The sequence below is a fragment of the Ideonella sp. genome (assembly GCF_036277275.1).
Taxonomy (GTDB): Bacteria; Pseudomonadota; Gammaproteobacteria; order Burkholderiales; family Burkholderiaceae_C; genus Ideonella.
The window spans coordinates 1-25,589 of sequence record NZ_DASUNH010000147.1; the positions used below are offsets into that span (position 1 = coordinate 1).

Here is a 25,589-nt window from a genome sequence, read left to right on the forward strand (position 1 = left end):
AAGTGGCTGGCGAGTCCGGTAGCGTGCTGCTGCGCGACCAGACTCGTGAGATCCAAACCAGTCAGCTAAGCATGTAGATCTACCTGGCGATGGCTTGCGGACGGGGGTTCAATTCCCCCCGGCTCCACCATACAAGGGTCCACGAAGGACCACAAAAGACGAAGGCGCTAAGCAAATCAACGGCTTAGCGCCTTTTTCACGTCCGCATGGGGTCACAAGGCTGCACTTGCATCCAGCAATCCACCGGGTAACAATCCGGGTAACCGCAACGGCAGGGCACATCGGATCATCGAGTTACCCGGTTCCATGCGGTGGAGGGCACCAGCATGGCGGCGACAAACATCCTCACCACGAAGGCGGTGGAATCCGCCATCAAGCAAGCGACCACCACGGGCAAGGCGCGGAAGGTCAGCGACGGGGCGGGGCTCGTCTTAGACGCGCGGCCAACTGGCTCCGGATGGTGGCGCCTGCGCTTCTGGAGCGAGGGCAAGGAGGGCATGCTGAGCCTTGGCACCTACCCGGAGGTGAGTCTCGCGGATGCCCGCCAACGCCGCGACGAGGCTCGTAAGCAGGTCGCATCGGGCGTCAATCCGAGCGACGCCCGAAAGACCGCCAAGGCGGCAAGCGATGCGAAAGCTTCGGCGGCGAGAACCATTGCCGCCGGCGGTGCTGCTCCTGGCACGTTCGAGGCGGTTGCTCGCGAGTGGCTCGCCACGGTTCACCAAGCGAAGGTAAGCGCGGGGCACGCTGCCCGCACGCGGATCCGACTTGAGAAGGATGCGTTCCCTTGGGTGGGCTCCCGGCCGATTGGTGAGATTGAGGCGCCTGAGTTGCTTCAATGCCTGCGCCGAGTCGAGACGCGAGGCGCGATTGAGACGGCACATCGCATCAAAGACGCATGCGGGCAGGTGTTCCGTTACGGCATCGCCACCGGTGCGTGCACGCGCAACCCGGCTGCCGACTTGCGCGACGCTCTACGGCCCGTTCTAGTCCGTCATCACGCCGCGATCGTGGACCCGAAGGAGGTTGGTGGGCTACTGCGCGATATGGCTGGCTACAACGGCGCTCCGGTCACCCGCGCGGCCTTGTCACTGTCGGCGCTGCTCCTGCTGCGTCCTGGCGAGCTTCGCCACATGGAGTGGGCTTGGGTCGATCTTGACGGGGCCAGCCTGTCCATCCCGGCGGCAACGATGAAGCGCTCGAAGGCCGACAAGGCGAACGGCGTGCCCCACCTGGTTCCCCTTGCGCCTCAGGCCGTCACCATCCTGCGCGGGTTGCACCCGCTGACAGGGCATGGCCGGTACGTGTTCCCTGCGCTTACGACTGGTGAGCGCTGCATGAGCGAGAACACCGTGCGCAGTGCGTTGCGCCGGCTGGGGTACGACAACGACGAGATGACCGCTCACGGTTTCCGCGCGATGGCTCGGACGATGATCGCTGAACGATTGGGCGTCGCACCGGAAGTCATCGAGGCGCAGCTTGCGCACACCGTTGCCGACTCGTTGGGCCGGGCGTACAACCGTACCCAGTTCCTTCAACAGCGGTGCGACATGATGGCGAAGTGGGCCGACTACCTCGACCAACTCCGGGTCGGGGCGCAGGTTCTGCCATTCGCCGAGAAGGTCGCATAGCTCAAACCCCCGCTGGAGCGGGGCTGTCGGGGATGCAAATGGTTGACGATGTGGCGAGCCGAGTGAGAGGGCTAAGCGACATACCTCAGCGCTATCTGTCGTTGGTTGCGGACTTCCAACGCCTCTTTGAGCTGGCTCAACGGGCAGGGATTGTCGAGAAGACGGGTTCGCTGCTTGAGCTTCGGCGCCAATTGCGGGCCCGTGACGGGACCTTCCTTTCCGCGCGCGGGGCTGATGCCGACCAATCGGTCAATGAGAAGGCGACCGTACTCCTGAAGTTTGCGGTGCAATCACTTGAGCTTTGTGCTTCTTACCCTCTCGTCGGGGCCATCACCAACGATGAAGTGGAGGCGCATCGAGCTAAGGCGTATGCACATGCTCAGTCAGCACACTACCTTGCCACCGGCTATCTAACGGCCCTGATCCACTTACACCGCCAGCAGTCGAAGAGTGGCGCAAGTGGTCGGCGCAGGCTCGGAGACGTAACCCGTGAAAGGGTGCGCCAAGAGGCGGAGCAGTTTAGAGGCAAGGTCAGCCGGGAGATGGCCGCGTTCATGATCGCCGAGACGATCGGAAAGTCAGCGTCGCACGTCCGAAAATTGCTCCTAAGCGAGTACCCGGGTGAACAGTGGGATATCGCCGGCAGTGTCGTATCGCCGGATATGGGCTAGCGAGGCAATTTCTTCTGCTGTCTCATCGACCTCACGCGCACTGAATTGCGCCTTGAGGTCAAGAGTGAAGCCATACGCTGATTTCCGTTCCGTCCCCAGCTCGCTTCCCGCCAATCTGGCGGAGGTTGCGCTGATCAATGCCAAGACCTGCGCCGCCGCCGGTGCAATGTCGGTGTCTTGGTGGCATGAAGCAGTGCGCGCCGGACTGGCACCTGCTCCAGCGATTCAACGGCCACGGTGCACGCGATGGCGCCTTGCCGATGTCTCTGCGTTCTGGACTGAGTACACAAGGCGCGCCGCCGCCGACACGGATGCATCTGCTGCCGTGAAGTCGCTCGCCGTCAGAGCGAGTTCAGCTGCGCAGGCCAAGCGAGTCGCTTCTGCCGCAGAAGGCAAGCAATGACCGCCGAGACATTGCTGAGCAGACTTGAAAAGGTGCGCCAGCGCGGGACGGACCAATGGTCTGCCCGCTGCCCGGCCCACGACGACAAGGGACCGTCGTTGTCGGTCAAAGAATTGTCCGATGGCAGGGTGCTGCTTCGATGCTTTGCTGGGTGTGAAGCGAGCGCGGTCGTCGAGGCTGTAGGCCTCGAGCTGGCGGACCTCTTCCCCCCGCGCACTGATGGCGGTGCATCCTCGCTGCGCCGGACGCGACTGCTGCCAGCTGGGCAGGCGCTTGAGTTGCTCGCGGACGAGGCGCTTCTGGTGGCGGTGGCTGCATCGAATCTTTGCCATGGCATTGAACTGTCCGAGCAGGATCGCGCTCGGTTGGTCCAGGCAGCGGCGCGTATTGCATACCTTCGCGACGAGGTGTGTGCATGAGCGCGAAGTCGGCTGCAGTGGTGGATGCAGCGGTGGCTGCACACGGGGGCGCTGATCGCCTACTAGATCGCCTGACGGTGGGCCTATCGGCTGTGCCAAGGAGCTTGCCTGCCGTGCGCCTACTGCGTGGAGACGCCGTTGTGTTGGAGGCTGTGCAGTGGGCCTGGCCAGGATACTTGCCGGCTGGAATGCTCACTCTCTTGGGTGGAGCGCCTGGCTGCGGCAAGACGACCATAGCCCTTGATTTGGCCGCGACCATCACCACGGGCGGAACTTGGCCGGATGGCGCGCGCTGCCGTCAAGCCGGTGACGTTATGGTGTGGAGTGGTGAAGACCCCCACGCCGTGACCGCATCGCGCCTGGTCGCATCGGGTGCAGACATGCGCCGGGTTCACCTGATTGATGGTGTGACCGGATGCGACGGCGAAGGCTTTGACCCAGGCCGCCACATGGACCTGCTGGAGTCCACCGCCAGTAAGCTGGCTGCACCCCGATTGCTGATTCTTGACCCCATCGTGTCTGCGGTGACAGGCGACGGGCACAAGTCCAACGATGTGCGCCGCTCGCTGCAGCCCGTGGTTGATTTGGCGCACCGGCTGGGCTGCGCAGTGCTTGGCATCACGCACTTCAGCAAAGGCACTGGTGGCCGCGACCCAGTGGAGCGCATCACAGGGAGCTTGGCCTTTGCTGCGCTGGCCCGCCTGGTGTTGGTGGCTGCAAAAGTGAAGCGCGAGGAGGATGAAGAACCGCGCCGGGTGCTCGTGCGCGCCAAGTCGAACATCGGCCCCGACGATGGGGGCTTCGCCTACGGTTTGGAGCGTATCGAGGTGGCGCCCGACGTGGAGGGGCAGCGGGTGCATTGGCTTGAGCCGCTGGAAGGCACTGCGCGTGAGGTGCTGGCCGAGGCCGAAGCCAATCCGGAGGGCGACGAGGAATCGTCAGCACTCGATGAGGCGGTGCAGTTCCTTCGGTCCGAACTGCGGGACGGTCCGAAACCGGCGAAGGCGATCTTCCGGGAGGCACGCGACGCGGGCCACAGCGAACGCACGATTAAGCGGGCAAAGGCCGAATTGCAGGCCGAGTCGATCAAGGAGAAGGTGGGCTGGGCGTGGGCACTGCCGGTCAAGGGGGCCAAGAGTGCCAACAGTGCCAACGATTCCAAGGCTCAAACGGCTGGCACCCTTGAGGAAACGGCCAAGAGTGCCAGCGGTTCATCACTTGGAAACCTTGGCACCCTTGGCACCCTTGGCACCCTTGCCGATGGAAGCGAGGTGATCTGATGGGTGCCCGTGAACTGCTTTGCGAGCTGTCGGCTGTCGGCTTGTCCGTCGCGGCAGAGGGCGGCCGGCTGGTGGTTCGGCCCGCCTCCAAGTTGACCGACGATATGCGTGCCGCATTGCGTGAGGCAAAGCCCGCGATCCTGGCGCTGTTGGCGCCGGCGCCACGCGGTCCGTATGCCCTGTCTCGCGATGAGGCCGACAAAGTCCACGCGCAGCCTTGGGACGACGCCACCTGCGCCCGCTTCGTCGCTCGGGTGACTCTGTTCCTGCGAAGGGGCCTAACTGCGAGTGACGCCGACGATTTGGCTGAACGCTTGGTACTGCGAGACCGTGAGGGTGACGACCGGCGGATGTGTCTGGAGTGCTCAAACCTCACCGAGCAAGGGCGTTGCTTGGCCGCATGGCGCAGAGCGCTACCCGGCGCTGATCGCCGGCTCGAACCGGTTCAAACGATCCTTCAACGATGTGAATGCTTTCACCAGAAAGGTGGCATGTGATGGCCCGTGATCAACAAGCACTCTCGGCGCTCGGCGCTCGGCGCCTGGTTCCTTGCGAAGTGGCGTAGCCGCCTGCATGAGACGGGGAACGTCCGGCACACCGCTACGCAGATGCGCAAGCAGGGCATTCCGCTCAAGCTGGCAGTGGTGATTCTTCTGCGCGGGGCCGACGAGAGACAAGCCTTTCCCCGGAGGGCAGTCGGGTCAGCGCCAACTCCTCAAACAATCAAATCTGAGGGCTCACTCGATGTCTAACGCGAAGCCAAAGGGTTCGGCCAAGGTGCAGGGAGCGCCCGCGGAAGGGGGGCGGCCAAAGTACGTGGCCGGTATTCAGGATGCCCCCGACAAGGAGCGAGCCAAAGCCTTGGCAAGGCTGGCTGTTGACCCTGCTGCAGGTGCTGGGTGTCTTGTACACCAACAAACCCACAAGCTCCTCGGGGATCAGAGCGTTGCCGCCTTGATGGGAGTTGTCCGAGAGGGGATCAAGGAGGTTCAAGGTGGAGACCTTTCCCGCTGCGAAGCGATGCTGGTTGCCCAAGCCGACGCGCTTCAGGCCATCTTCTTTCGAACTGCCTTTCGCGCCGACCGCCAGGAGACGGTCTCGAACTGGGAGATTTACATGCGGATGGCCATGAAGGTGCAGAGTCAATGCCGGATGACTTTGGAGACTCTGGCGAACATCAAGAATCCGCCAGTCGTGTTCGCTCGGCAGGCCAACTTTGCGAGCGGCCCACAGCAAGTCAACAACGGGGTTGCGCCAGCACCCGCGCCCGCGGCGATTTCTGAACCGAGGCCAAACGAACTATTGGAGGCTGATCATGGCGAACGGCTGGTCACCGGAGCGGCGAGCCAGGCAAGCCGAACTCATTCGAAAGTGGAAACCATGGGAGCGGTCAACCGGCCCCGCAACTACGGAAGGCAAGGCAAGGTCTGCAAGGAACGCTGATCGAGGTGGAGTTCGTGACCAGTTGCGCGCCCTAAGGAAGGGCTTGCGGGAAGCGCTCCAGGTGCAGCGAGCTGCACTGAAGCGGCTGACCTAGGACACCACGTCACGCTTGACTCGGATCAGGTCCGACCCGATCCTGTCTGAACTCATGGTGGGAGGCCCCTCGTGGAGAAGTTCGGATGGAAGGCGGTTGTGGTTGGCATTGGTGCGGCGTTCTGGGTGCTGACGGTTTGGCTCATGCGGTATGACATCGAGCCAACCGCTGGCGGAGCCGCTTTCCTACTGGACCGCTGGACCGGCGCCGTCTATTGGGTGACGGATGAGGTCATACACCGCGTCGTAGAGGGCGGCACCGAGAAGTAGATTGACGCCGGGGGCGTGAAGCCCGAGTTGGTCGAGGCGGCGCCTGTCGGCGCCGTTGAGCTTCTTGTGGGGACGTGCGCGGCCAGCGGCCTCACACAACATGGCTGAGGTGACTTGGCCGGCGTCAACCTTGGCGGTCTCCACGCGTACACCCATATGGCGTTGAGGCCCGCCAGGAGCCACGAAAGCAGCAGGCGCATTGCGTCCTCCTTAGTCACCACCTTGTAGTTGACGTCCGCCACGCCGCGTGACACAGTGGTGTTGTCCCGATGAGGGACACGGGATTGGCGTCCCGTAGCACCCGCGGCGCAGAAGCCGCGACCCGCAGTCAGCGGCTTTTTTCATGCTTGGACGCTTTCAATGGTGGCCCAGGCGGGGAGCCGCGAGGCTCACCGGTTCCGCTCCGCGGGTGCCCGGCACGCCAACCCGTCTGGGCTGCCGCCCATTGGCGTGGGTCGGCAGCAGTCAGCCACTGCACCCGGGAGCCAAGCATGGCATCAGCTACCACTACCCGCGCACTCGCGTCGGTCATTCCTTTCCCGCGCACCGTGCGCCGGCGTCACCGCACGCAACAGTCCGATGCGCCGTCGCCAGCCCGGCTCAAGGTCGGCGAGCTTGTCTTCGATGTGGAGGACAACTACGACCAGTGCCGGATCGTCATCGGCTACGGCCTGCACCTTGTGGGCTCTTCCGATGGCTCATCGAGCTATCGCTACGGGTACGTCTACCGGACAAGTGCCGGGCGCTTTCACTTTGGAGAGCATGGCCGCTTTGTCCGGCCGGATGGGTTCTCACACCTCCAGTCTGTGCGCGAGGTGTGCCATGGCTGACCTGACCATTGCTGCCGCGCTGCCACACGCCCAAGGAGCGCTAAAGGTCCGCATCCGCCCGAGCCGCCTCGACTTCTGGGAGTTCGAGGGAACCCGCGCCCAGATCGAAGCTGAGAACGTCATCCCTCCGGGCACCGAGTGGCCTGAGGGCACTCAATACAAGCAGTTCGAAGTGGGCCGCTTCCGCTACTGGATCCGCCGAACTCGCCCGGGCGACATCAAAGGTCCGATGACGGTCTGGACAAGCGGCGACTGGTGGCGCCTGCGCTGCGAGCTCATCAGCAGCCGGGAGCGGGCAGCCCTGCGTATCCTCGACAAGGAGCGCGAGCTGGCCGAGGTACTCTATCGCCAGACTCCGGCGGGCCAAAGCGAATGGTTCGCACAGTGCAACCGCTCGCTGAAGGCTGACAGGGACCAAGCTTTCCAGGCCTTCAAAGCCACGTTTATCCCGCAGCGCAAGAAGCCGGGGCGCAAGCCCAAGTCCGAAGCGACAACGCACAACCCGGCAACGTCGTAGTGACCCACAGGAGCCTCCAGCTGCGTTCTCCGGCGGGAGGCCCAAAGGAAGCGCAAAGAAACGCAACGCATGCAGCTGGCCGGGCCCTGTTTCTGAATCGCCCGAGTTACGAGGGCTGGAGCCCTTGTAAAGAATCTTTCCGGCGCGACAGATCAATGGCAGGTCAACACAAGGTCAAGTCTGCGATCAACGGCCGCTGGCGTCCTTTGGGCTCTTCACGTAGGCCCGAACCGCCACAGCAGACCACCTCCGGTTCCGCCGACTTCTGTTGACCACGGGCTGCGGAAACTTCGGCTCCTTCGTGATCTCTTCGGTTACGTGTCGGCGCGTCAGGCCGAGGTACTCGGCGATTTGCTGAGTGTCCCAAAGCTCTTCCAAGTTCTTACCTCCGTCCGAGACTAGGGGGCCCCGGCGTATGGGGCGCCCGACTAGGAAGTGATGACCGGTCCGGTCCTAGGCGCTCCGAGGAGCGCGTGTTGCAAGCTTGTAGCCAAGCACCCCACCTGCAACTAAAAAGGCGAGCATGAAGGCGAGGGATGCCATGAAGGCGTCCCCGATGTCCGAGTCTGACTTGATGTAGCGAGGCCCGTACCAAAGGGCGAACAGCTCGACCAGGCCGTACGAGACCAAAGCGAACAAGACCGCCCCAAGCAAAGTGAAGAGGAGCCGCTTCATTGCATCTGCCAGAACCATATGGCCTTGGCTTTCTTGTAGTCGCTCCAGAACCCCTGGATGTGGAAGCCGGTGGCGATACGAAACCAAGAAGAGAAGTCGGTTAGCCGGGACTTGTTGAACAAGTCGATGTGGTCACCGCTGAGCCCGGGGCCGTAGTAGTCCTTCAGGAAGACGACGCCCGTCTTGCCGTCGATCTTATCGAACGAGCCGGGCACCTCTTTGGCTGTGAACTTGGTGATCTTGCCGGGCAGCATCGCGGCGTTCTTGTCGAGCCATCCGGCCAGTTCTTCGGCCCGGATGGGGTACTTGGGGCCTTCCTGCTGCCACGAGCGGGCACCGGTGAAGGACTTCAGGTCCATGCCGCTGCGCATGAGGGCGGCCGACAAGTTGATGGCGCACTGGTTCTCGTAGACCTTTTTGTCCAGGATCGGCGCATCGCCCTTGATGGTTGGATGGTTGGCCCAAAGCTCCGCGAACGTGGGCATGGAGCAGTCCGTGCAGTTGCAATGGCTTCGGATTCTGCGCTGCAAGACGTGTGACCTTTGGCCAACGGCACTTGGCTCAGGCTTCAGCGACGGCGGATAGAGCGAAGGGTGGCACCGGGCGGGTCCGTAGCACGCCAACGCAACGCCACGCGTGCACGACAACAACATGCATACGGATTCGTCGGGCAAAACCCGACACGTGTCGGAAAGAATTAACCCTAGCTGACGAGATGAGAGGTTGCGGCGCATAGTGTCTCAGTCCTCCACGACGTCCGAGCCTTCGGCGCCGCGCGATGCGTTCGAAGGAGACACCATGCGAAAGCTCTCGCTCGCAGTGTTGCTGGCCGCCGTCGCCCTCGCTTCGGCAGCATCCACGCTGATCGACGTTCCCAAGCCCTGCGGTGCCGCCACGGTCATTGCACTGACCGATCAGGAAGACGACGAGGTCGCTCACGGCGGCGGGCTGAATGGCTGCGGATGCCACTTCAACCGCAAGACCGGCGAGTGCCATTGCCACCAGAACCGGGGATGTGGCTGCGAATGTCAGCCAGGCAGTTGCCCGTGAAAGTAGGGTCGTGCGGCGAGCCGCCCGTTGCGCCGAACGCTCGGTGCCGGCTCAACTGATTTCTTCTACTACCAGACGCAGATGAATGAATTCGAGACGTTCCTAAAGATCGTTGCCTTGCTGGCAGGTGCCGCATTCTTTGGATGGAAGATCTTCACGGGCTGGCTGATCATCAATCTAAAGATGTCGGTTTGCCTGTCCAGAGAGAGGAGGGATGATGAGACCGACTTCCTCGCCATCGTCGTCACTTTAGAAAAGGGAGCCACCGATTCCATCTGGCTGCAGCACATCACCGCGCGAGCAAAATCAACAGATGGCAACGAGCTAGCCGAGCTCGATCTCAGCGATGAACTGAAGTGGCTCCAAGTTGTGAACAAGCGGGTGATCCTGATGGTCGAAAGATCGCACTTTCCCCAAGTGAGACTATGCAAATCGCCCGCGTCATCGAAGTGCCGCGCCGAATTCCAGTCCTTGTCGATGTAGCGACGTTCGGAACTCGAAACTTTTGGCCTCCGGGCTTTCAATGGCGTGCATCTGGAGTGGCATTGCCAAAGTTGAGCGAACCGCCGTAAACGTGAAGCCCACACTCCGGCCTGCGACACTGCAGGCAATGGATGCAGTGCTGCTTTGCCTTGTCGTCGCGATCACCGACGGCGACACCCTCCGCGCCCGCTGTGGCGAGTCCCCCGAAATGGTCATCCGCCTGGCCGAGATCGATGCGCCCGAGAAGCGCCAGGCTTTCGGCGAGCGAAGCCGCCAGCACTTGGCCGAGCTGTGCTTTCAGAAGCGCGCGGAGATCCAGCCCAAGGTCCGGGACCGCTACGGCCGCACCATTGCGCGCGTGACCTGCGATGGGAAGGACGCCAATGCCGAACAGGTGCGAACGGGCATGGCGTGGGCGTACACCAGGTACCTCACCGACGCGTCGATCAAGAAGCTCGAGCAAGACGCCCGCGGCGATCGCCGTGGCTTGTGGACCGACGCCGCACCGGTGGCGCCGTGGGACTGGCGCCATCCCCCGAAGCGGGGCTAGAGTCCGGCGGTCATCTTCAACTCGACAGGACCGCCATCCATGAAAGCCGCCGCACTCGCCCTGATCGCCACCCTGGCCACGTTCGCCGCGCATGCCGGCGATACCTGCGTCTCCCAGGCGGCTGCCAAGAGCCTTACCGGTGCGGCCAAGGCCAGCTTCCTGACGAAGTGCACGCGCGACGCGGTGGCTGCCTCGAAGGCGACGTGTGATGCGCAGGCAGCCGAGAAGAAGCTTGCTGGCGCCGCCAAAACCAGCTTCACGAAGAAGTGCGTTACCGACATGACGCCGGACGTGCAAGCGACCTGCGACGGGATGGCCGACGACAGGAAGCTGGCCGGTGCGGCGCGGAACAGCTACGTCACCAAGTGCACGACGGACAGCGTCAAGTAGAGGTTCGCACCCCGCAAGTGATCACGAACAACAGGCAAGACTGACCATCAAGAGAGCCGCGCAGCGGTGCAGGTAGAACTCATATGCGGACGCCCACCCTAACCACCATTGTCAACTGGCTGCTTGGCTTCGCTGGGGCCGTCAATCTGATCTCCGGTACGGCCTACATGGTGCTTGGCAATGCAACACTGGGCGCGGCGGCAGTAACCGCCGGCTTGGTGCTGTTGCTCGCCTCGACTGTCGATCGGTTCGAAACGCTGAAAGGCCTCGGCATAGAGGCAAAGACGCGGGAACTGCGGAAGACCATTGATGAGGCAGATGCAGTCGTTGCACGTATGAAGCGATTGGCCGAAGTCACCGGTAGCAGCGTGATCAGCCTTCACGCTAGCACTGGGCGACTTGGCGGCGTGACACCGCCGCGGCGGGGCTACGAACTATCACGCTCAGTGAAAGAAATTCTCGAAGGGGTTGGAGCCTCGCATGAGGCTGTGCGCGACGCGTTATTGCCCTGGGCACAGCATGCAGCTCTCGATGTAGCGAGGGACATTTTTCGTAGCTATGAGAGCTTCATTGCACGGATCGTGGCCGAACGCCGCAAAGTAGTTGACGCGTTTCCGCGACCGATTAAGGTCGGCGAAGCGAGCTATCAAGAGGCCACGGACGCATTGCGAGAGGCGCAGTCATATGCAGCGTCGCTTGACGTTCCTGACCTTCAATCCCCAAATGCACTGGCTGATCGCCTTCGCGACACCTTGTCTCACGTGCCTCAATTTGCCCCGGAAGATGCCAGGCAATACTTGCAAAGGGAGGTTGAAACTTGGGCTCCGGAGTTCGACTACCTCTATCGGAATTTGGACTATCGCGATCCTTCGACCTGGATCGCGCGACTGAACAAGGTGCTGCACATCAAGGAGATTGACACGTAAGCATTCCGCACGAACGTAGCGGATCGACGTTTCGAGGGCCAGCTAGGCCCTCCCGCTGCCGCACCTGGCCGCGCGCGTCCTCGCGGTCATGAGCTTGGCCGCTTGGCACAGCCGCGGTGCCAAGGACGAAGACCCGGTTACAGTAAGGCGGCAAAGGAAGAGTCGAAAGCGCTCGACGTACAAGCGAAGAAGCGGCAAGGCGAGTAGCGTCTCCGAGCAGACCTACCGGCCCCGCTCGTCGTCTCTGGGCCGCCGCCGGATCGTCCCGCCCCGCAAGGACGGTTCGGGCCACTTGAGGTGGCACCAGGTCGCCTGCATCAATTCCTTCGTCAGGGGCTCGTCGTCGCTGCCGGGCTCGCGTTCCCAGGCGCAGCATCCGTGCTCCGGAATGGCTCCGACCCTCGAACCGCGCGGGTGCGAGCACAAGGCGCAGGTGCCCTGGCCGGCCATTCCGTCGAACCAAGCGCACGTCCAGCAGGGGTGCGCCTCTCCCGCGTAGGGGTTGAAGCCCATGATGTCGTTTGGCCTCTGATGGGCCTGAATCCCGTCCAAGGCACCGATGATGACCCGGCTGCCAGCTGCTGCCAAACAGGTATCCAAGGCTGGTCAGCAAGACCGAGTGCGTCGCGTGGGATCTCCGGTGAGCCTCAGGGCACGGGCGACCGAACAGTGACACGGCGCGCACTAGCCGGCGCCATTCGCCGATCACTACCGGGCTCTGGCTGGAGGCAAATGCAGGGCGCCTTCGTGCCTTTGGCCAGGTGTCCGAACAGTGAAGCTTGTTTCGCACCGGATCAGCGATGCGGCCGGATACCGTTTCAAGGGGGGGCGTAGACTGTCGCGCGTCACAGAGCTGGGCGGTCAAACCAGCCCTAGTCAGGAGCATCGAGAGTGCCGGCGGCAACCCCATCAATTTTCGACCAGACACTGGACGCTTCTACGATCAAGCGGGTCGAGAGCTTGATGACGACTCCCTACGACAAGCTGTCGAGGCCGGACGCTCACCAGCGGCTCGTGCTGGGGACACAACGCTTAAGAGCGCGGCTGTCCTCGGCGCCCTTGTACGCGCAGAAGGCGGCCAGGTCGGAGGCACTGTCGGGCGACCCGTGGCGCTACTGGAGCGCCTTGTGGCTCTCCGAGGTGAATTCCCTGTATCGACCCGTCGAGGCTTCGCCACGCACTGACTAAACGAGCGACTAAACGCCATGCCGGGCGGGTTGCCAAGAGTGGACGGGCGGTTGCCATTGCTTCCCGGGGCTGAAGCGCTAGAGGGGGCAGGGCAGCGCGCCGTAGCCGTGACATCAACCGGGTAACTTTCCGGGTAACTCAGCACATGGTGAATGGCCGAAGCAAGCATCCATGCGGCTTTCCGCCCCACATTCAAGTGACCCCGGCCCACCATCCAAGAGTTCACGGATTTCCCAAGAAGTCCGTGAGGGTACGAAAAGGCCTAGAGAATCAACGCTCTAGGCCTTTTTCTTGTCCCGGTTCCTGCCACGAGATCCTGTACCTGCTGTTGTTCGTGAAGGGTGGGGCGCATGGCTGGCGGCTCGCCTGTGCAGTCAATGGCGTGCGAACGACGCTGAGCCTGGGCACTTACCCCCACACCGGTCTGGGTTTGGCCAGGAAGAAGGCCAGCGAAGCCCGCAAACTGGTCAGCGACGGTATTGATCCGAGCGATGTGCGAAAAGCGGCTGAGGCAAGCGCACAGAGCCAGCGCGAGGCCCAGAAGCTCGAAGACAAGGGGCCTCCCGCGGGCTCGTTCGAGGCCGTTGCACGCGAATAGCTCTCGCCACGGTGCACAGTGCCAAGGTGAGCGAGGGCCATGTGCGGAACGGACGCGCATTCGCCTCGAGCAGGCATCTTAGGTGGATTTCATCTAGCCACCCGAGTTGCCGGCCTGCCTGCGTCGAATCGTCGGGCGGGGAACGATCGAAACCGCGCATCGCGCCAAGGACGCTTGCGGGCAGGTGTTTCGTCATGGAATCGCCTCAGGCCTGTGTGCAAGCGACCCTGCACGCGAGCTGCGCGACGCGCTGCCGCCGGTGCCGAGCCGACACCTTGCCGCCATCGTTGAGCCCGAGCGGGCGGCCGAACTGCTGCGCGCCATGGGCGAGTACAAGGGAATTCGGTGACGCGCGCTGCCCTTGCGTTGTCAGCCTTGTTGTTTTTGCGGCTCGGTCAGTTGCGCCAGATTGTTGATGGCCAAGTGGGCGGACTACCTGGATCAGTTGCGGGAGCCATAGGCGTCTGGTTCAGCCCGCGCACGTGATTGATGCTGGTCAACCGCCGCGTGCGGGCGACGCCTTAGCTTGCTGCCATGTTGGAAACGATTGAATCCCGGTGCGGCAGTGGACGATGACGATGCGCAACGCCGAGGTCGCCGCTGTCTTCGACCAGATCGCGGACCTGCTCGAGATTGGGGACGAGAACCCGTTTCGGGTGCGCGCGTACCGAAACGCGGCGCGCATGCTCGGCCAACTCCGGCGCAGTGTCGAGGCCATGGTCCAGGCCGGAGAAGACCTGGACGAGTTGCCCGGCATCGGGCCGGACCTGGCGGGCAAGATTGCCGAGATCGTGCACACCGGCCGCTGTGCGTTGCTCGACCAGTTGCACCGCAAGACGCCGCCCGCGGTCTGCGAGTTGCTGCAGCTGCCTGGGCTCGGACCCAAGCGCGTGCGGCTCCTGCACGATGACCTGGGCGTCGACAGCGTCGCCGACCTGCACCGCGCCGCGCAGGACGGCCGCATCTGCGACGTGCCCGGCTTCGGCGAGAAGACCCAGGCGCGCATCCTGGAGGCCACCGCGCGCCACCTGCGCGCGCCGCGCCGCTTCATGCACGTCGTGGCACAGTCGGTGGCCGACGACCTGGTCGGCTTCCTGCATGCCGTGCCGGGTGTGGAACAGGCATTGGCGGCCGGCAGCTACAGGCGCGGCCGCGAGACCGTCGGCGACCTCGACTTGCTGGTCGCCGCCCGCGCGGACAGCCCGGCGATGCTGCGCTTCGTCGAGCATCCGGAGGTGAAAGAGCGGCTTCTCCAAGGGCCGACACGCGCCAGCGTCGTGCTGCGCAACGGCATGCAGGTGGACTTGCGCGCCGTGCCGCCGGAAAGCTTTGGCGCGGCAGCGGTCTACTTCACCGGCTCCAAGGCCCACAACATCGCGTTGCGCCGCCTGGCGCAAACCAAGGGGCTGAAGATCAACGAGTACGGGGTCTACCGCGGTGCCGAACGCATCGCCGGCGACACCGAGGAATCGCTCTACCGTGCCATCGGCCTGGACCCCGTTCCGCCCGAGCTGCGAGAAGACCGCGGCGAGATCGAGGCGGCGCGCCAGGGCAAGCTGCCGCAGCTGGTGCGGCTGCAGGACCTGCGCGGCGACCTGCATTCGCATACCCGCGACAGCGACGGGCACGACACCATGGAAGCCATGGTCGAGGCGGCGCGGGGCTGCGGCCTGCGCTACCTCGCGATCACCGAGCACTCGCGTCGCCTGGGCGTGGCGCGCGGGCTGGACCCGGTGCGTCTGGCCAAGCAGATCGACCGCATCGACGGGCTGAACGAGACGCTGGCGGACTTCACGGTCCTCAAGGGAATCGAGGTGGACATCCTCGAGGACGGCTCGCTCGACCTGCCCGACTCGATCCTGTCGCGCCTGGACCTGGTGGTCGGCGCGGTGCACCACCGTTTCGACCTGTCGCGCGCGAAGCAGACGGCGAGGCTGATGCGCGCGATGGACCAGCGCTGCTTCAGCATCCTGGCCCATCCCACCGGCCGCCTGATCGGCGAACGTCCGCCGATGGAGGTCGACCTGCTGCGCCTGGTGCGCCATGCGAAGCAGCGCGGCTGTTTTCTGGAACTGAACGCGCAACCCTCGCGGCTGGACCTGGACGATGTGGCTTGCCAGATGACCAAGGCCGAAGGCGTGCTGGTCAGCATCGCTTCCGATGCCCACAGCGGCGTGGAGCTGGACAACCTCGCTTCGGGCGTGCAGCAGGCCCGCCGCGGCTGGCTCGAACCGGCGGATGTGCTCAACACGCGCCCTCTGGACGAGCTGCGGGCTCTGCTGCGCCGCACGACGTAAAGACACCAACCGCACAGGTGAACCCACGCACACACACGCAGTCCTCAGCCCGGGTCGCCTTTGCGCACGCAGCGACCCGGCCCTGCGTCTGCGCCGGTCACGCTGGCGCGGGTTGCTTCAGACGCCGTGTCCCTGCATGGCCGACGTGATGCGCTCTTCCAGCTCGCGTCCGCTCAGCTCGGTCAGGTCGTGCACCTGGCTGACGACGACGCAGCGCCGGCTGGCGTCGCCCAGTTGCGCACGCAGTTCGCCGAGGAAGGGGTTGGACGCGATCAGCGCCAGCTTGTCGTAGCGGTGCGCGAGGGCCGCCTCGTCGAGATAGGCCGCCAGCTCGCGGGCGAACTGGGTGCGGTGCTTCCCGTGCACGTCGGTGTGCGGCTCGAACTGCGTGCTGGCGCTGCCTTTCAAGGCATGGCCGGGGCGGTCTGCGCCGAGCTGGCCGGCTTTCAGGCGGCTTTGCTCGTGCACGAAGCCGGCCACCTCGCGAAGGCGTGTGCTCGCGGCATCACGCTCGAAGCAGCGGGCACGGGCGGCATTGGCCACCAGCACCCATTGGGGGAGTGTGGGCGGGTGTCGGGTCGCTTGAGTCATGCCATCTCCTTGGTCGAGCAGAAAGGGACCACCGGGCGATCATGCTCGCCGGCATGGGGCACGCCTTGCGCAATCTCAAGCCGGTGCCAGCCGGGGCGGAGTGCCGCTGCTTCTGGCCACCAAGTGGTGTGCAAACCACCGGCGGGCCAACTGGATGACGACTTCCAGCGCCCCCGGTTCTTCAAACAGATGCCGCGCGCGCGGCACCACGGCCAGGTCGCAGCGGCGGGACAGTTGGGCGAGGGCGGTGCGATTCAGGGCCAACACGTCACTGTCGTCGCCGCCGACGATCAGCAGCGTTGGCGCGACGACCTGGGCCAGGATTGGCGACGCCAGGTCCGGCCGGCCACCGCGCGAGACGATCGCACTGACCCGCCGGGGCCGCTGCGCCGCGGCCGCCAACGCCGCTGCGGCGCCCGTGCTAGCACCGAACAGGCCCAGCGGCGTCGCGGCCAGCGCGGGGTAGCGGTCCAGCCAATCAATCGTCTCGACCACGCGCTGCCCGAGCAGGTCGATGTCGAAGACGTTGCGGCGATGGAGCGCTTCGTCGGGGTGCAACAGGTCGAACAGCAGCGTGGCCAGGCCCGCGTCGTTCAGGGCGCGGGCCACCTGCTGGTTGCGTGGACTGAGCCGTGAGCTGCCGCTGCCGTGCGCGAACACGACCAGGCCCTGCGTCTGTGGTGGCAACACGAGGTCCCCTCCCAGCGCATGGGGGCCGATCAGGACGTGTTGGTGGGGCAGCAGGTCTTGCATCATTCATCTCCGCAGGCAATGCCGTGGTCCTCTTGTTTGTGCGCGAAGGAGCGTGCAGGCGGCTTGAGCCGGCTCAACTCAGGCGACGCGGAAGTTCTTCAACTGCCACGGGTCGCCGCTGTCTAGGCCGCAAGGTGACGAGAAACCACTTTTGCTGCCCGTGATCGACCCGCCGAATTGAGAACTCTCAGCCTTGCGCACACCGTCCTGGGCCATCGTTGGCATCTTTGGGATCGAGATTGGGAGCCCACATGGAGTGGCTGTTCGAGGATCGTGTCGATGCAGGTAGGCGCCTGGCGCGGGCACTGCTGCAGCGTGGCATCGCCGACCCGGTTGTCCTGGCGCTGCCTCGCGGCGGGGTGCCGGTGGCCGCTGAAGTGGCCAAGGCGCTCAAGGCGCCGCTGGACCTGCTGCTGGTTCGCAAGATCGGTGCGCCCGACCAGCCCGAGCTGGCCGTGGCGGCGGTGGCCGACGGTGCCGAGCCGGCCCTGGCGATCGACGAGCAGACCTTGGCGCTCTGTGGCACATCGCTCGAGTACGTGACGGGCGAATTGCCCGCGCACATCAAGGAGATCGAGCGTCGCCGCGCGCTGTACCTGAAGGGCCGACCGCCTGTGCCGGTCGATGGCAAGACGGTGGTGCTGGTGGACGACGGCATCGCCACCGGCACCACCGTGCGCGCGGCCATCAGGGCGCTGAGGCAGCGCCATCCGGCGCGCGTGGTGCTGGCCGTTCCGGTGGCGCCGGCGACGGAGGTTCAGGCCCTGCGCGCCGAGGTGGACGACCTCGTCTGCCTGGAGACACTGGACTGGTTTGGTGCCGTTGGCGCACATTACCGCCACTTCGGGCAGACCTCGGATGAGGAGGTCGTCGCCTTGTTGAAGGAGCGCTCATGAGCAGGTCGACAAGCCGGGCGGTGTGGGGCGACAACGGTGGCTCGCCAGAGCGAATCGTGGGCAAGAAGAGTGCGGGAATCCTGCCGTACAGGCGTGTGGGCAACCGCGTCGAGGTTCTCCTTGTCCACCCGGGCGGGCCCTATTGGGCCAGATGGGATGACGGCGCCTGGTCCATCGGCAAAGGTGAATATGACGCCGACGAAGCCCCGTTCGACGCCGCGCTTCGAGAGTTTCAGGAAGAGACCGGTCACCGACCTGTCGGCCACTTCTTCAGGTTGACGCCGATCAAGCAGCCTGGCGGCAAGTGGATTTCGGCCTGGGCGGTCGACGACGCATGGGAGCCCTCAGGCTTCCGCTCGAATACGTTCACGCTCGAGTGGCCGCGCGGATCTGGAAAGATGCGGCAGTTCGATGAGGTGGACCGGGTCGAATGGTTCGATATCCAGGCGGCGGTGGTGAAGATCGTGCCGGGCCAGTTGGGCTTTCTTCAGGAGCTCAGCGAGCACCTTCTCGGCCGCGGGTTGCGGGTTCACGCCGCTCGCCTGGCGCGGGGCCCGGGACCCGTGCGGTGCGGGGTGCCGGGCTCGCCAGGAACTTGTGGATGATGCCGAGATCGCGTTCCCGGATCGCCGAGAGGCCGTTGAAGCCTCGTGGGTCACGCCGGCAGCATGGCCAATGATTGGGGCGCTGGAACGGGTTGTCTTCCGGCGCAGCGGCGCCTTGCCACCCTTCACGGGCCGGCGAGGCCCTCGCGTATGGCATAACGCGTGAGGTCTGCGACCGTGTGCAGGTCGAGCTTGCGCATGATGTTGCGGCGATGGACCTCGACGGTCGATGCCGAGATGTGCAGCTGATCGGCGATCGCGCTCGTGCGTTGGCCCTGGGCGACCAGGCGCAGCACGTCGCGCTCCCGGCGACCGAGTGGTGGCGCCGGCTCGATGCCCCCGCGCAGGCCTGCGGCCAGCAGGCTCGAAACTTCAGGGCAGAAGTAGTGGTGCCCGGCGGCGACGCTGCTGATTGCCCGGACCAGCTCCGTCCCCGCCGCCGACTTGGCGACATAGGCCGCGGCGCCTGCACGCACCATCTCCATCACGAAGCGCCTGTCGCTGTAGGCCGACAGCGCGACGATCTTTGCCTTCGAGCCGTCGCGCTTCAGGCGCAAGGTCAGGTCGATGCCGCTCAAGTCGGGCAGTCCGATGTCCAGCACGATCACATCCGGCATCAGCCGGACCGATTGCGCCAGAGCGTCGGCCGCGTCCCCGGCTTCACCCACCACTTCGATGTCCGGCAGGCGGGAAAGCACGTCACGCAGCGCCTCGCGCACGAGGCGATGGTCTTCCACCAGCAACACGCGCGTCGGGCCCATCAGGGCGTCCCTTCCCGCGCCACACCGTCCGGTGCAAGCGGCACGTGAAGCAACGCCTGGGTACCGTCGGCGGGCGCGCTGAGGATCTCGAGCCGGGCGCCGATGAAGGCCAGCCGCTCGCGCACGCAGAGCAGGCCGAAGCCGGTGGGCGGCGCGATCGCGTCGGGCGTGTAGCCCACGCCTGCGTCGCAAACCCGGACCACCATCGCGTCGCCCTCGCGCGCGATGGCCACCTCGGCCCGATCGACCCTGGCGTGCTTGGCTACGTTGGTCAGCAGCTCACGCACCGACCGGAAGACGATCGAGCGCGCGTCCTGCGACAACGGTTTCTCGGCGCCGTCGTCGTGCACGCCGATGTGCAGTCCGGTGCTGCGGCCGAGGTCTTCGGCCAGCCATTCCAGCGCCGGCTCCAGCCCCAGTTCGTGCAGCACCGGCGGCGCCAACTGGGTCGTCACGGAGCGGGTGGCCCGGTGGGCCTCGCCCACCAGCCGGGCGATCTCGGCACACGCTTGGCGCACGTCCTCGCGCGGGTCTGCGCACAGCGGCGCCAGGCGGATCTGCACGGCGGCCAGCGTCTGGCCCAGGTCGTCATGCAGCATGCGAGCGAGCTGGTATCGCTCGCGGCACTCTGCCGCGTCGACTGCGCACGACAAACGCCTGAGCATCGACGTGCGTTCTTCGACGCGGCGTTCCAGTTCGTCGGCGAATGCCATGGTGAGCGGGTCGTGCCCGTTGCCCTGTTGCGCGAGGCGGACCAAGCCAGCCTCGCCGTCGCGGAGATCGGGATACTGCATACAGCGTGCCCTTGCTTTGATGAGCAGAAGGTTGAGTGGCTGCAACCGAAGCCGAGTACCGGTTTCCCGTTAGTTCGATTTCGGTGTATCCAGAATATATGCCTTGCCGGTCGTTCCATAGACTGCTGATTACGCTGGTGAAAGGCATTGCCGTGGAGCAGATCCCGACCGGGCCGGGCATCGAGGGCGGCCCGCTCTCTCCGGTGTCGCCAATGGGCCCGCCCCGTGAGGCCCGCGCGGCCATGCGCCTTTGACGGAGCGATGGTCATGACCGGGGCGCTCCCCCTTCTGCTGAACGGCTTCGTGAGCCGGGTTCGGCCTCTGCTGGGCAGCGGAATCGGGTTGCGCCTGCACGTTGCCGCAGACTGCCCGGAGCCCGCCGACGTCGATGCCGAGCATCTCGAGGCGGCGCTGGCCGAAATGGTGCGCCGGGTGATTGCGGCGATGCCGGCCGAAGGCTGGCTCGACCTGCAGGCGCGGGCGAGCCGCCAGCCGCCGGCGCAGGCGCTGATCGGCACCGCCGCCACCGCGGGCACCTGGCTGGCGTTGTCCGTCGGCAGCCCGCAGGCCGGCACCCTGGGCCTGGATTGGGACGCCCCGTGGCGGCGACATAGATCAGGCAGCGCAGTCTTTGGTGGACAGGCGAACCTGTCGCATGGACGACAAGGAATCCTTCGCTGAGGACCTCTGCGACCGCCCAGATGACCCTGTACAAGGCGCCTTCGAGCGCATGCGGGTTGCCGAAGACTCTGGTGGCCCCGAGGCGGCTGTCGAACGCAAAACCGATGGGCTTGCTGCGCAGAGCGGGCGCGACACGACGAAGCACCAAGGTCAGCGCATCCTCGACGTCGAATTCATCGATGCCGGATGCCGCCGGGTTGCCGGCGAACGTCATGTCAACGCGCGCAGGTCCGTAGCGAAACGAATGACGTGGTGAGTCTTGATCCCGGTGAGGCCGTCCGATTCATGCTCTGTCCTCGCGTGATCCTGACGAATATAGGAACCTGCGTGCCGGCAAAGTTGAGCATGCGCAATGAAGGGCGTCCTGCCGGCCCCTCGCAAGGGTCACCGGGGGCCGGCGTCGGATTCGTCTTCGTCGGGGCGGTCGGAGCCGATTTCCACGTCGAGGTCCTGCTCGGCTTGCGACGTCCCCTCGGTCTGGCTGATCGCCGTCTCCAGCGCTTCTTCGGAATCGTCCATGGCGGCCAGGGCGTCCTGCGGCGACTCGTACGGGCCGAATTCCTGCCGACCCTCCACGTCGACCCAGTGGTAGCCGTCAGGGCGCTCACGGATGCGAAGCAAGCGCTCGTCCTGAAGCTCGTCGGGTGCGGGCGGCTCGGCGGGGGACGGATTCGGTCGCTTGTGGGTGGCCATGGCTGTCCGGCGTTGGGTGCCGCTCCTGTGTTCGTGCAACTGACGATTCCACTTTAGGAAGAATCGCGGACACCAGGTTGCGCTGGCGCAAGACGGGGCAGGGCGCGGGGTTCGCGCTAGGCGTCTTGCGGATCGGCCGCGCGCACGGGCCCGCCTGCTGTCGACACGGTGTCCGAAATCGGAAGAACGACCGTGATCGTCGTGCCGGCCCCGCGCGAGCTCGTCACGCTCAGGGTTCCCCCGGCCGCCCGTGCACGTTCCTCCATGCCCAGCAGGCCGAAGGATCTTCTGTTCACGCGGGCACCTTCGTTCATCCCGACGCCGTCGTCGGTGATGCTCAGCCTGACCGACGATTCACCTTGGCGTACCAGCGTCAGGCAGACGTGCTGTGCATGCGCGTGCTTGGCCACGTTGTTGAGGGCTTCCTGGGCCACCCGGTAAAGGCAGTTCGCCTGCAGGTCGTCGAACTGCAGGCCTGCGACGAAGTCGTCGTGCATGGCCTCGCACTCGATCTTCATCCGGTTCGCAAAGGCCGCCGCGAGTGTCTCCAGCGCAGTTGGAAGGCCGAGCACCTCCAGCACCTGTGGACGCAGGTCCTCGACGATGCGGCGCGTCGATGTCAACACCGCGTTGGCCAGCTTGGTCACGTTCAGCAGCAGGGGCTCGACAACCGGCCGGTCGGCGGTCAGCAATTCCTTGGCCGTGCCCGCGTCGAGAAGGATGGCCGCGATCGATTGCTGAAGGTCGTCGTGGAGCTCCCTGGCAATGCGCTTGCGTTCTTCCTCCTGGACCTGAACTTGCGCGGCCATCAGGTGGCGCAGCTCTCGCTGCGAGCGCGCGAGTTCGACGTGGTAGCGCCGCATGTCCCGCTCGGCCCGACGCCGCTCGGTGATGTCGCGGATGATCACCGTGAACAGTTCGTGTCCGGCATGTTGAACGTGCGAGATGCCGGCGTCGATCGGAAACTCCTCGCCGTCCAGCCGCAATGCGCGGAGGTTGGCGCCCACCACCCCCATCGTGCGCGACGTGGCACCTGTTCGGGCAAAGGCTTCCATCGCGTTGTCATGGCGGGCGCGGAAACGATCTGGTACCAGCCTGGCGAGCGGCAAGCCGACCAGTCCTTCGACGGTCGTGCGAAACATTTGGGCGGCCGCCGGATTGGCCATGACGATCCGGTGCGTGGCATCGCAAGTGATGATGGCGTCGGTGGCCGACTCGAAGATGCCTCGGAGCTGGCCTTCGCGAATCTGCAGGTCTGCCACCGACTGGGCCATGGCTTCGGCATGTTTGCGATCGCGCTCCAGCCGTGTCGCGACCGCCAGCTCCCTGTCCTGTGCGGCGGCGTGCAGCACCTGCTGCAGATCGATGACCTCCTTGATCCGGGTTCGACGGGCCGGCAAGGACACGGGCCCGGCAACCGACTGGACGGCGCGGGCCAGGCGCTGGCTGGCCAACAGGCCGCCCGCCACTGCGACCACGGCGGTCGTGAGGACCGTCAGCGTCAGCAGTATCGAAGCCCGCACCAGCGGCCCATCGATCTCTCCGGCCGGCACCTCGACAACGACAGACCAGGGCGCCTGGGTCAGGACCACCTTCGTGTGGGCGGAACTGTAGTCCACCTGTCCATCCGGCCCGGCGCTTTCCCGGCGCGCGACCAGCGCTTGCCCGCTGTCGAGCAGGGAGACGCGCCATCCGGTCGGAAGCGAGACCCTGTTCAGGGGCTGCATGAAGTCTTCTGCACTCACTACGTTCAGCACCACAAAATCGACCCGTCCTTGACGGACACCTGGTGCCGCGAGCGCGACCAGTGGCTTCTTGACGATCGGGCCGAGGAAGACGTCTCCAGCGGCGGGCTCGCCGGTGCGTATGGCGATCTGCGCGGCGCTGCGCCCCTGGGGCTGGGGCAGCGGTGGCAACGGCGAGCGCGGCGGCACGCCGGTATGGAACCGCATGCGTCCCTCGGTGTCGGCGAAGACGACCTGCCCACCGAAGCTTTCGCGCAGCAACTGCGCATCTGCCCGCAGCGTGCCCCAGTCGGCTGGGTCATCGGCCAGGCTGGATCCCGCAAGCATCTGCAAGGCACCGATGCGCGCACTGACATGCTGGTCGACCGCCGCTGCCGCGTTCTTCGCCAGGCGCTCGGCGACTTGGGTGGTCTCGTTCCGCGATTCGCGAACGCGATCTGCGGCCAGCACCGCCGCCAGGATGAGCAATGGCGCGACGCAGATCAGGACGACAGCGGTGAGGAACCGCTGCAGCGTGATGGGGCGGGGCGTCCCGACATTGGCCTCGATCTGCATGTGGAAGGAGCTGCTGGCCCACGGACAGATGGGCGAACGCTACCAAAGCGCCCCTTGCCCAGGCTTGCGCGAACGCAAGCCTGGGCGCTATCCAAGGTTCGGCGGCGTTCGATTACTTGGCGGCGTCGGCCACCGCCACGCGCAGCGGGTCTGCTTCGGGGCTGCTGATGTCGCGCTTGACCAGGATGTCGGTCGGTGTTGCCCGCTTGCCATAAAACGCCGTGTTGAGCGATTGGCGGACATCCAGCACCGACCCGTCGACCGACACGCCGGCAAAGGCGCCCTTCACCTTCGAGTAGACGACGAAGTCCGCGCCAAGCGGGCCACCTTTCGCGACGCCCTTGGGGCCCAGCACAACGGTGGCTTCGGCGCCAAGCTTGAGCTTGTTCGTGTACAGCGAGTCCAGGGCCTTCTGCGAGTTCACCACCATCACCATTTCTGCCGACGATGCGCCGGCCTGCAGGCCCAGGCTGGCCGAGCGCAGGGTATAGAACGCCGGCCCGGCCCAGGTGCCGGTGTCGGCATCGCGCGCCAGCAAGACGCCGCTGCCGCCCGAGCCCCCCAGCACGAAGCCAGCCTTCACCACCCGGGGAAAGACGATGATGGCCCTGGCCTGGGCCAGGGAGGACTTCATGGCCGCAAAGTCGCTGTCTTTCGAGAGTGCCTGCACGGTGGCAAGGGACTTGACCACCAAGCCCTCGGCCTCGGACTTGTCGGTGGCGCCTGCCGGCGCATGGATGCAGGTCAATGCAAAGGCGATGGCGACAGGCATGAGACCGAGCCGAAAAACTGATGAGGATGTCATGTGCGTTCCTTTCGCGGGCTCGGGCGCCCGAATGCACGCTGAACAGGCCCTGACTCATCGAGTGGCCAGGTACTCGGCGATGTTGGAGGCCTGCCGCCAGCTCGCGATTGAGCCTGCGCAATCGCGCCGCAGCACGGCCGCAGGTTGGCTCGCTGGGGGAGGGCCGTGTCAAGCCTGGCTTGCAGACCTGGACGGAAGCCGTCCGAAGGGGCTCCGCGGCCGCTCGGGCCATCCAACAGGCTGTCGTGGCCGGTCTTCAGTTGCCAAGTTCAGCAACCTTTTTTCGAGCATTCCGGCTGCTGTTTGAGTGCCCCGGCGGCTTGAACAGCCGAAACGACAAGGCGCTGAGTGAGTTCATCACTCAGCGCCTTTTTCGTGGTTCTTTCACTGAGGCGCAGGACTCGTCCGGTGGTCGGTGAGGCACGCTCAAGCCAAGGCCACGCTGACGCCGGCGCCGACCAGTGCGACCACCAGCACCGCGGTCGTCCACCACAGCGACCCGCGCTGCGAGTGGTTGGTGTGGCGAAACAGATGCCGGCGAGCCGGCCAGTGCAAGGCGCTGGGACTCATGAAGCCACCTCGGGATATGAGCGTGAGGTCGTGGTCTGAGGGGTCGGCGTGGATGTCGTGGCGGTCTTCGCGGAAGGTGTCGCAGAGGTCGTCGTGTTGGTCATCGAGGTCGGGCCCAGCACCTGCGCCATCCAGCGTTCCGCCGCCAGGGTGGGCTCGATGCTTCGCCAGCGGGCCTCGCGGGACAGCCCATCGCCCACGTGTTCGGCGTCGACCGCATCGAGTCGGGGCCAGCAGGCGGTCAGGCGGGCGGCGAAGAGTTGGATCCATGTCTCTTGGTCTTGCAGTTCGGTCGTACTTCTCGGGGCGTTCATCTGTGTTCTCCTGCCGCGAGGCCATGCGGCAGCTTGGCCTGGCCGATGTGGCCAGCGTGGGGCAATGGGATGGTGATACTGTACACAAATACAGTTCTTCGGCAACCTGCCG

Annotated in this window: 31 protein-coding genes and 1 other RNA gene; 22 read left to right on the forward strand and 10 right to left on the reverse strand. The window is 65.1% G+C overall.

Features of this window, described 5'->3' with window-relative positions; genetic code table 11:
• From ssrA to VFY73_RS25475, 10 genes are all read left to right on the forward strand, one after another.
• Window positions 1-130: a transfer-messenger RNA gene (gene ssrA / locus VFY73_RS25430) on the forward strand; the annotation flags it as partial.
• Window positions 131-326: 196 nt separating this feature from the next.
• Window positions 327-1,631 (forward strand): tyrosine-type recombinase/integrase, encoded by a 1,305-nt coding sequence (locus VFY73_RS25435; RefSeq protein ID WP_329724141.1) that lies wholly within the window; start codon window positions 327-329, stop codon window positions 1,629-1,631.
• Window positions 1,632-1,663: 32 nt separating this feature from the next.
• Complete coding sequence (locus VFY73_RS25440; RefSeq protein ID WP_329724143.1) at window positions 1,664-2,302, forward strand: hypothetical protein; 639 nt, start codon at window positions 1,664-1,666, stop codon at window positions 2,300-2,302.
• Window positions 2,303-2,701: 399 nt separating this feature from the next.
• Window positions 2,702-3,124, forward strand: coding sequence for a DNA primase (locus VFY73_RS25445; RefSeq protein WP_329724145.1), 423 nt, complete (start codon window positions 2,702-2,704; stop codon window positions 3,122-3,124).
• Window positions 3,121-4,404, forward strand: coding sequence for an AAA family ATPase (locus VFY73_RS25450; RefSeq protein ID WP_329724147.1), 1,284 nt, complete (start codon window positions 3,121-3,123; stop codon window positions 4,402-4,404). Before VFY73_RS25445 ends, VFY73_RS25450 begins: the two co-directional genes overlap by 4 nt.
• A complete protein-coding gene (locus tag VFY73_RS25455) occupies window positions 4,404-4,901 on the forward strand; it encodes a hypothetical protein (protein WP_329724149.1) in 498 nt (165 codons plus the stop codon). The genes VFY73_RS25450 and VFY73_RS25455 overlap by 1 nt, the downstream gene beginning before the upstream one ends.
• 247 nt (window positions 4,902-5,148) lie before the next feature.
• Window positions 5,149-5,847, forward strand: coding sequence for a hypothetical protein (locus VFY73_RS25460; RefSeq protein ID WP_329724151.1), 699 nt, complete (start codon window positions 5,149-5,151; stop codon window positions 5,845-5,847).
• 165 nt (window positions 5,848-6,012) lie between these two features.
• Window positions 6,013-6,210, forward strand: coding sequence for a hypothetical protein (locus VFY73_RS25465; protein ID WP_329724153.1), 198 nt, complete (start codon window positions 6,013-6,015; stop codon window positions 6,208-6,210).
• Between the two features lie 491 nt (window positions 6,211-6,701).
• Complete coding sequence (locus tag VFY73_RS25470; protein WP_329724155.1) at window positions 6,702-7,040, forward strand: hypothetical protein; 339 nt, start codon at window positions 6,702-6,704, stop codon at window positions 7,038-7,040.
• Entirely contained in the window at window positions 7,033-7,557 is a 525-nt protein-coding gene (locus tag VFY73_RS25475; protein ID WP_329724157.1) for a hypothetical protein, read from the forward strand. Before VFY73_RS25470 ends, VFY73_RS25475 begins: the two co-directional genes overlap by 8 nt.
• 671 nt (window positions 7,558-8,228) lie before the next feature.
• On the opposite strand, the gene VFY73_RS25480 is transcribed toward VFY73_RS25475, so the two are convergent.
• Complete coding sequence (locus VFY73_RS25480; protein ID WP_329724159.1) at window positions 8,229-8,717, reverse strand: type VI secretion system amidase effector protein Tae4; 489 nt, start codon at window positions 8,715-8,717, stop codon at window positions 8,229-8,231.
• Between the two features lie 313 nt (window positions 8,718-9,030).
• On the opposite strand from VFY73_RS25480, the gene VFY73_RS25485 reads away from it, so the two are divergent.
• The 8 genes from VFY73_RS25485 (at window position 9,031) to polX (ending at window position 15,714) form a co-directional block, all read left to right on the forward strand.
• Window positions 9,031-9,282 carry a hypothetical protein gene (locus tag VFY73_RS25485; protein ID WP_329724161.1) on the forward strand — a complete coding sequence of 84 codons (252 nt, stop codon included), beginning with the start codon at window positions 9,031-9,033 and terminating at the stop codon, window positions 9,280-9,282.
• An 81-nt stretch (window positions 9,283-9,363) separates the two neighbouring features.
• Complete coding sequence (locus tag VFY73_RS25490) at window positions 9,364-9,765, forward strand: hypothetical protein (protein WP_329724163.1); 402 nt, start codon at window positions 9,364-9,366, stop codon at window positions 9,763-9,765.
• Window positions 9,766-9,892: 127 nt separating this feature from the next.
• Window positions 9,893-10,315 (forward strand): thermonuclease family protein, encoded by a 423-nt coding sequence (locus tag VFY73_RS25495; RefSeq protein WP_329724165.1) that lies wholly within the window; start codon window positions 9,893-9,895, stop codon window positions 10,313-10,315.
• 39 nt (window positions 10,316-10,354) lie between these two features.
• A complete protein-coding gene (locus VFY73_RS25500) occupies window positions 10,355-10,705 on the forward strand; it encodes a hypothetical protein (RefSeq protein ID WP_329724167.1) in 351 nt (116 codons plus the stop codon).
• A gap of 83 nt (window positions 10,706-10,788) precedes the next feature.
• On the forward strand, window positions 10,789-11,631 hold the full coding sequence (locus tag VFY73_RS25505; RefSeq protein ID WP_329724169.1) for a hypothetical protein: 843 nt from the start codon (window positions 10,789-10,791) through the stop codon (window positions 11,629-11,631).
• 1,333 nt (window positions 11,632-12,964) lie between these two features.
• Window positions 12,965-13,417 carry an Arm DNA-binding domain-containing protein gene (locus tag VFY73_RS25510; protein ID WP_329724171.1) on the forward strand — a complete coding sequence of 151 codons (453 nt, stop codon included), beginning with the start codon at window positions 12,965-12,967 and terminating at the stop codon, window positions 13,415-13,417.
• Between the two features lie 106 nt (window positions 13,418-13,523).
• Window positions 13,524-13,766: a phage integrase central domain-containing protein gene (locus VFY73_RS25515; RefSeq protein ID WP_329724173.1), complete on the forward strand. Its 243-nt coding sequence runs from the start codon at window positions 13,524-13,526 to the stop codon at window positions 13,764-13,766.
• 223 nt (window positions 13,767-13,989) lie between these two features.
• Window positions 13,990-15,714, forward strand: coding sequence for a DNA polymerase/3'-5' exonuclease PolX (gene polX / locus VFY73_RS25520; protein WP_329724175.1), 1,725 nt, complete (start codon window positions 13,990-13,992; stop codon window positions 15,712-15,714).
• Window positions 15,715-15,831: 117 nt separating this feature from the next.
• Here polX and VFY73_RS25525 read toward each other — a convergent pair whose 3' ends face one another.
• Window positions 15,832-16,305 (reverse strand): host attachment protein, encoded by a 474-nt coding sequence (locus VFY73_RS25525; RefSeq protein ID WP_329724177.1) that lies wholly within the window; start codon window positions 16,303-16,305, stop codon window positions 15,832-15,834.
• Window positions 16,306-16,380: 75 nt separating this feature from the next.
• Window positions 16,381-17,058: a dienelactone hydrolase family protein gene (locus tag VFY73_RS25530; RefSeq protein ID WP_329724179.1), complete on the reverse strand. Its 678-nt coding sequence runs from the start codon at window positions 17,056-17,058 to the stop codon at window positions 16,381-16,383.
• Between the two features lie 251 nt (window positions 17,059-17,309).
• Between VFY73_RS25530 and VFY73_RS25535 the strand changes: the two genes are divergently transcribed.
• The gene (locus VFY73_RS25535; protein ID WP_329724181.1) at window positions 17,310-17,954 is read left to right on the forward strand and encodes a phosphoribosyltransferase; all 645 of its coding nucleotides are present in this window, start codon (window positions 17,310-17,312) and stop codon (window positions 17,952-17,954) included.
• A complete protein-coding gene (locus tag VFY73_RS25540) occupies window positions 17,951-18,559 on the forward strand; it encodes an NUDIX domain-containing protein (RefSeq protein ID WP_329724183.1) in 609 nt (202 codons plus the stop codon). The genes VFY73_RS25535 and VFY73_RS25540 overlap by 4 nt, the downstream gene beginning before the upstream one ends.
• 125 nt (window positions 18,560-18,684) lie before the next feature.
• Here the strand turns inward: VFY73_RS25540 and VFY73_RS25545 are convergent, their stop codons facing one another.
• Together VFY73_RS25545 and VFY73_RS25550 are read right to left on the reverse strand one after the other, a co-directional pair.
• Window positions 18,685-19,320, reverse strand: coding sequence for a response regulator transcription factor (locus VFY73_RS25545; protein WP_329724184.1), 636 nt, complete (start codon window positions 19,318-19,320; stop codon window positions 18,685-18,687).
• Window positions 19,320-20,159: a sensor histidine kinase gene (locus tag VFY73_RS25550; protein ID WP_329724186.1), complete on the reverse strand. Its 840-nt coding sequence runs from the start codon at window positions 20,157-20,159 to the stop codon at window positions 19,320-19,322. Before VFY73_RS25550 ends, VFY73_RS25545 begins: the two co-directional genes overlap by 1 nt.
• Window positions 20,160-20,381: 222 nt before the next feature.
• Between VFY73_RS25550 and VFY73_RS25555 the strand changes: the two genes are divergently transcribed.
• Both VFY73_RS25555 and VFY73_RS25560 read left to right on the forward strand, forming a co-directional pair.
• The gene (locus VFY73_RS25555) at window positions 20,382-20,795 is read left to right on the forward strand and encodes a hypothetical protein (protein WP_329724188.1); all 414 of its coding nucleotides are present in this window, start codon (window positions 20,382-20,384) and stop codon (window positions 20,793-20,795) included.
• Complete coding sequence (locus VFY73_RS25560) at window positions 20,770-21,051, forward strand: hypothetical protein (RefSeq protein ID WP_329724190.1); 282 nt, start codon at window positions 20,770-20,772, stop codon at window positions 21,049-21,051. Before VFY73_RS25555 ends, VFY73_RS25560 begins: the two co-directional genes overlap by 26 nt.
• Window positions 21,052-21,179: 128 nt before the next feature.
• Here the strand turns inward: VFY73_RS25560 and VFY73_RS25565 are convergent, their stop codons facing one another.
• From VFY73_RS25565 to VFY73_RS25585, 5 genes are all read right to left on the reverse strand, one after another.
• Window positions 21,180-21,488 carry a hypothetical protein gene (locus tag VFY73_RS25565; RefSeq protein WP_329724192.1) on the reverse strand — a complete coding sequence of 103 codons (309 nt, stop codon included), beginning with the start codon at window positions 21,486-21,488 and terminating at the stop codon, window positions 21,180-21,182.
• 116 nt (window positions 21,489-21,604) lie between these two features.
• On the reverse strand, window positions 21,605-23,788 hold the full coding sequence (locus VFY73_RS25570; RefSeq protein ID WP_329724194.1) for a PAS domain-containing sensor histidine kinase: 2,184 nt from the start codon (window positions 23,786-23,788) through the stop codon (window positions 21,605-21,607).
• 112 nt (window positions 23,789-23,900) lie between these two features.
• Complete coding sequence (locus tag VFY73_RS25575; protein ID WP_329724196.1) at window positions 23,901-24,560, reverse strand: lipid-binding SYLF domain-containing protein; 660 nt, start codon at window positions 24,558-24,560, stop codon at window positions 23,901-23,903.
• A gap of 459 nt (window positions 24,561-25,019) precedes the next feature.
• On the reverse strand, window positions 25,020-25,163 hold the full coding sequence (locus VFY73_RS25580) for a hypothetical protein (RefSeq protein ID WP_329724198.1): 144 nt from the start codon (window positions 25,161-25,163) through the stop codon (window positions 25,020-25,022).
• Window positions 25,160-25,477, reverse strand: coding sequence for a hypothetical protein (locus VFY73_RS25585; RefSeq protein WP_329724200.1), 318 nt, complete (start codon window positions 25,475-25,477; stop codon window positions 25,160-25,162). The genes VFY73_RS25580 and VFY73_RS25585 overlap by 4 nt, the downstream gene beginning before the upstream one ends.
• Window positions 25,478-25,589: the final 112 nt, after the last annotated feature.

Bases quoted from the DNA above. Each gene is read 5' to 3' on its own strand.
- VFY73_RS25435 (WP_329724141.1), top strand. From the start codon at position 327: ATGGCGGCGACAAACATCCTCACCACGAAGGCGGTGGAATCCGCCATC.
- VFY73_RS25440 (WP_329724143.1), top strand. From the start codon at position 1,664: ATGCAAATGGTTGACGATGTGGCGAGCCGAGTGAGAGGGCTAAGCGAC.
- VFY73_RS25445 (WP_329724145.1), top strand. From the start codon at position 2,702: ATGACCGCCGAGACATTGCTGAGCAGACTTGAAAAGGTGCGCCAGCGC.
- VFY73_RS25450 (WP_329724147.1), top strand. From the start codon at position 3,121: ATGAGCGCGAAGTCGGCTGCAGTGGTGGATGCAGCGGTGGCTGCACAC.
- VFY73_RS25455 (WP_329724149.1), top strand. From the start codon at position 4,404: ATGGGTGCCCGTGAACTGCTTTGCGAGCTGTCGGCTGTCGGCTTGTCC.
- VFY73_RS25460 (WP_329724151.1), top strand. From the start codon at position 5,149: ATGTCTAACGCGAAGCCAAAGGGTTCGGCCAAGGTGCAGGGAGCGCCC.
- VFY73_RS25470 (WP_329724155.1), top strand. From the start codon at position 6,702: ATGGCATCAGCTACCACTACCCGCGCACTCGCGTCGGTCATTCCTTTC.
- VFY73_RS25475 (WP_329724157.1), top strand. From the start codon at position 7,033: ATGGCTGACCTGACCATTGCTGCCGCGCTGCCACACGCCCAAGGAGCG.
- VFY73_RS25480 (WP_329724159.1), bottom strand. From the start codon at position 8,717: ATGCCCACGTTCGCGGAGCTTTGGGCCAACCATCCAACCATCAAGGGC.
- VFY73_RS25485 (WP_329724161.1), top strand. From the start codon at position 9,031: ATGCGAAAGCTCTCGCTCGCAGTGTTGCTGGCCGCCGTCGCCCTCGCT.
- VFY73_RS25490 (WP_329724163.1), top strand. From the start codon at position 9,364: ATGAATGAATTCGAGACGTTCCTAAAGATCGTTGCCTTGCTGGCAGGT.
- VFY73_RS25495 (WP_329724165.1), top strand. From the start codon at position 9,893: ATGGATGCAGTGCTGCTTTGCCTTGTCGTCGCGATCACCGACGGCGAC.
- VFY73_RS25500 (WP_329724167.1), top strand. From the start codon at position 10,355: ATGAAAGCCGCCGCACTCGCCCTGATCGCCACCCTGGCCACGTTCGCC.
- VFY73_RS25505 (WP_329724169.1), top strand. From the start codon at position 10,789: ATGCGGACGCCCACCCTAACCACCATTGTCAACTGGCTGCTTGGCTTC.
- VFY73_RS25510 (WP_329724171.1), top strand. From the start codon at position 12,965: ATGGTGAATGGCCGAAGCAAGCATCCATGCGGCTTTCCGCCCCACATT.
- polX (WP_329724175.1), top strand. From the start codon at position 13,990: ATGACGATGCGCAACGCCGAGGTCGCCGCTGTCTTCGACCAGATCGCG.
- VFY73_RS25525 (WP_329724177.1), bottom strand. From the start codon at position 16,305: ATGACTCAAGCGACCCGACACCCGCCCACACTCCCCCAATGGGTGCTG.
- VFY73_RS25530 (WP_329724179.1), bottom strand. From the start codon at position 17,058: ATGCAAGACCTGCTGCCCCACCAACACGTCCTGATCGGCCCCCATGCG.
- VFY73_RS25535 (WP_329724181.1), top strand. From the start codon at position 17,310: ATGGAGTGGCTGTTCGAGGATCGTGTCGATGCAGGTAGGCGCCTGGCG.
- VFY73_RS25540 (WP_329724183.1), top strand. From the start codon at position 17,951: ATGAGCAGGTCGACAAGCCGGGCGGTGTGGGGCGACAACGGTGGCTCG.
- VFY73_RS25545 (WP_329724184.1), bottom strand. From the start codon at position 19,320: ATGGGCCCGACGCGCGTGTTGCTGGTGGAAGACCATCGCCTCGTGCGC.
- VFY73_RS25555 (WP_329724188.1), top strand. From the start codon at position 20,382: ATGACCGGGGCGCTCCCCCTTCTGCTGAACGGCTTCGTGAGCCGGGTT.
- VFY73_RS25560 (WP_329724190.1), top strand. From the start codon at position 20,770: ATGGACGACAAGGAATCCTTCGCTGAGGACCTCTGCGACCGCCCAGAT.
- VFY73_RS25565 (WP_329724192.1), bottom strand. From the start codon at position 21,488: ATGGCCACCCACAAGCGACCGAATCCGTCCCCCGCCGAGCCGCCCGCA.
- VFY73_RS25570 (WP_329724194.1), bottom strand. From the start codon at position 23,788: ATGCAGATCGAGGCCAATGTCGGGACGCCCCGCCCCATCACGCTGCAG.
- VFY73_RS25575 (WP_329724196.1), bottom strand. From the start codon at position 24,560: ATGCCTGTCGCCATCGCCTTTGCATTGACCTGCATCCATGCGCCGGCA.
- VFY73_RS25580 (WP_329724198.1), bottom strand. From the start codon at position 25,163: ATGAGTCCCAGCGCCTTGCACTGGCCGGCTCGCCGGCATCTGTTTCGC.
- VFY73_RS25585 (WP_329724200.1), bottom strand. From the start codon at position 25,477: ATGAACGCCCCGAGAAGTACGACCGAACTGCAAGACCAAGAGACATGG.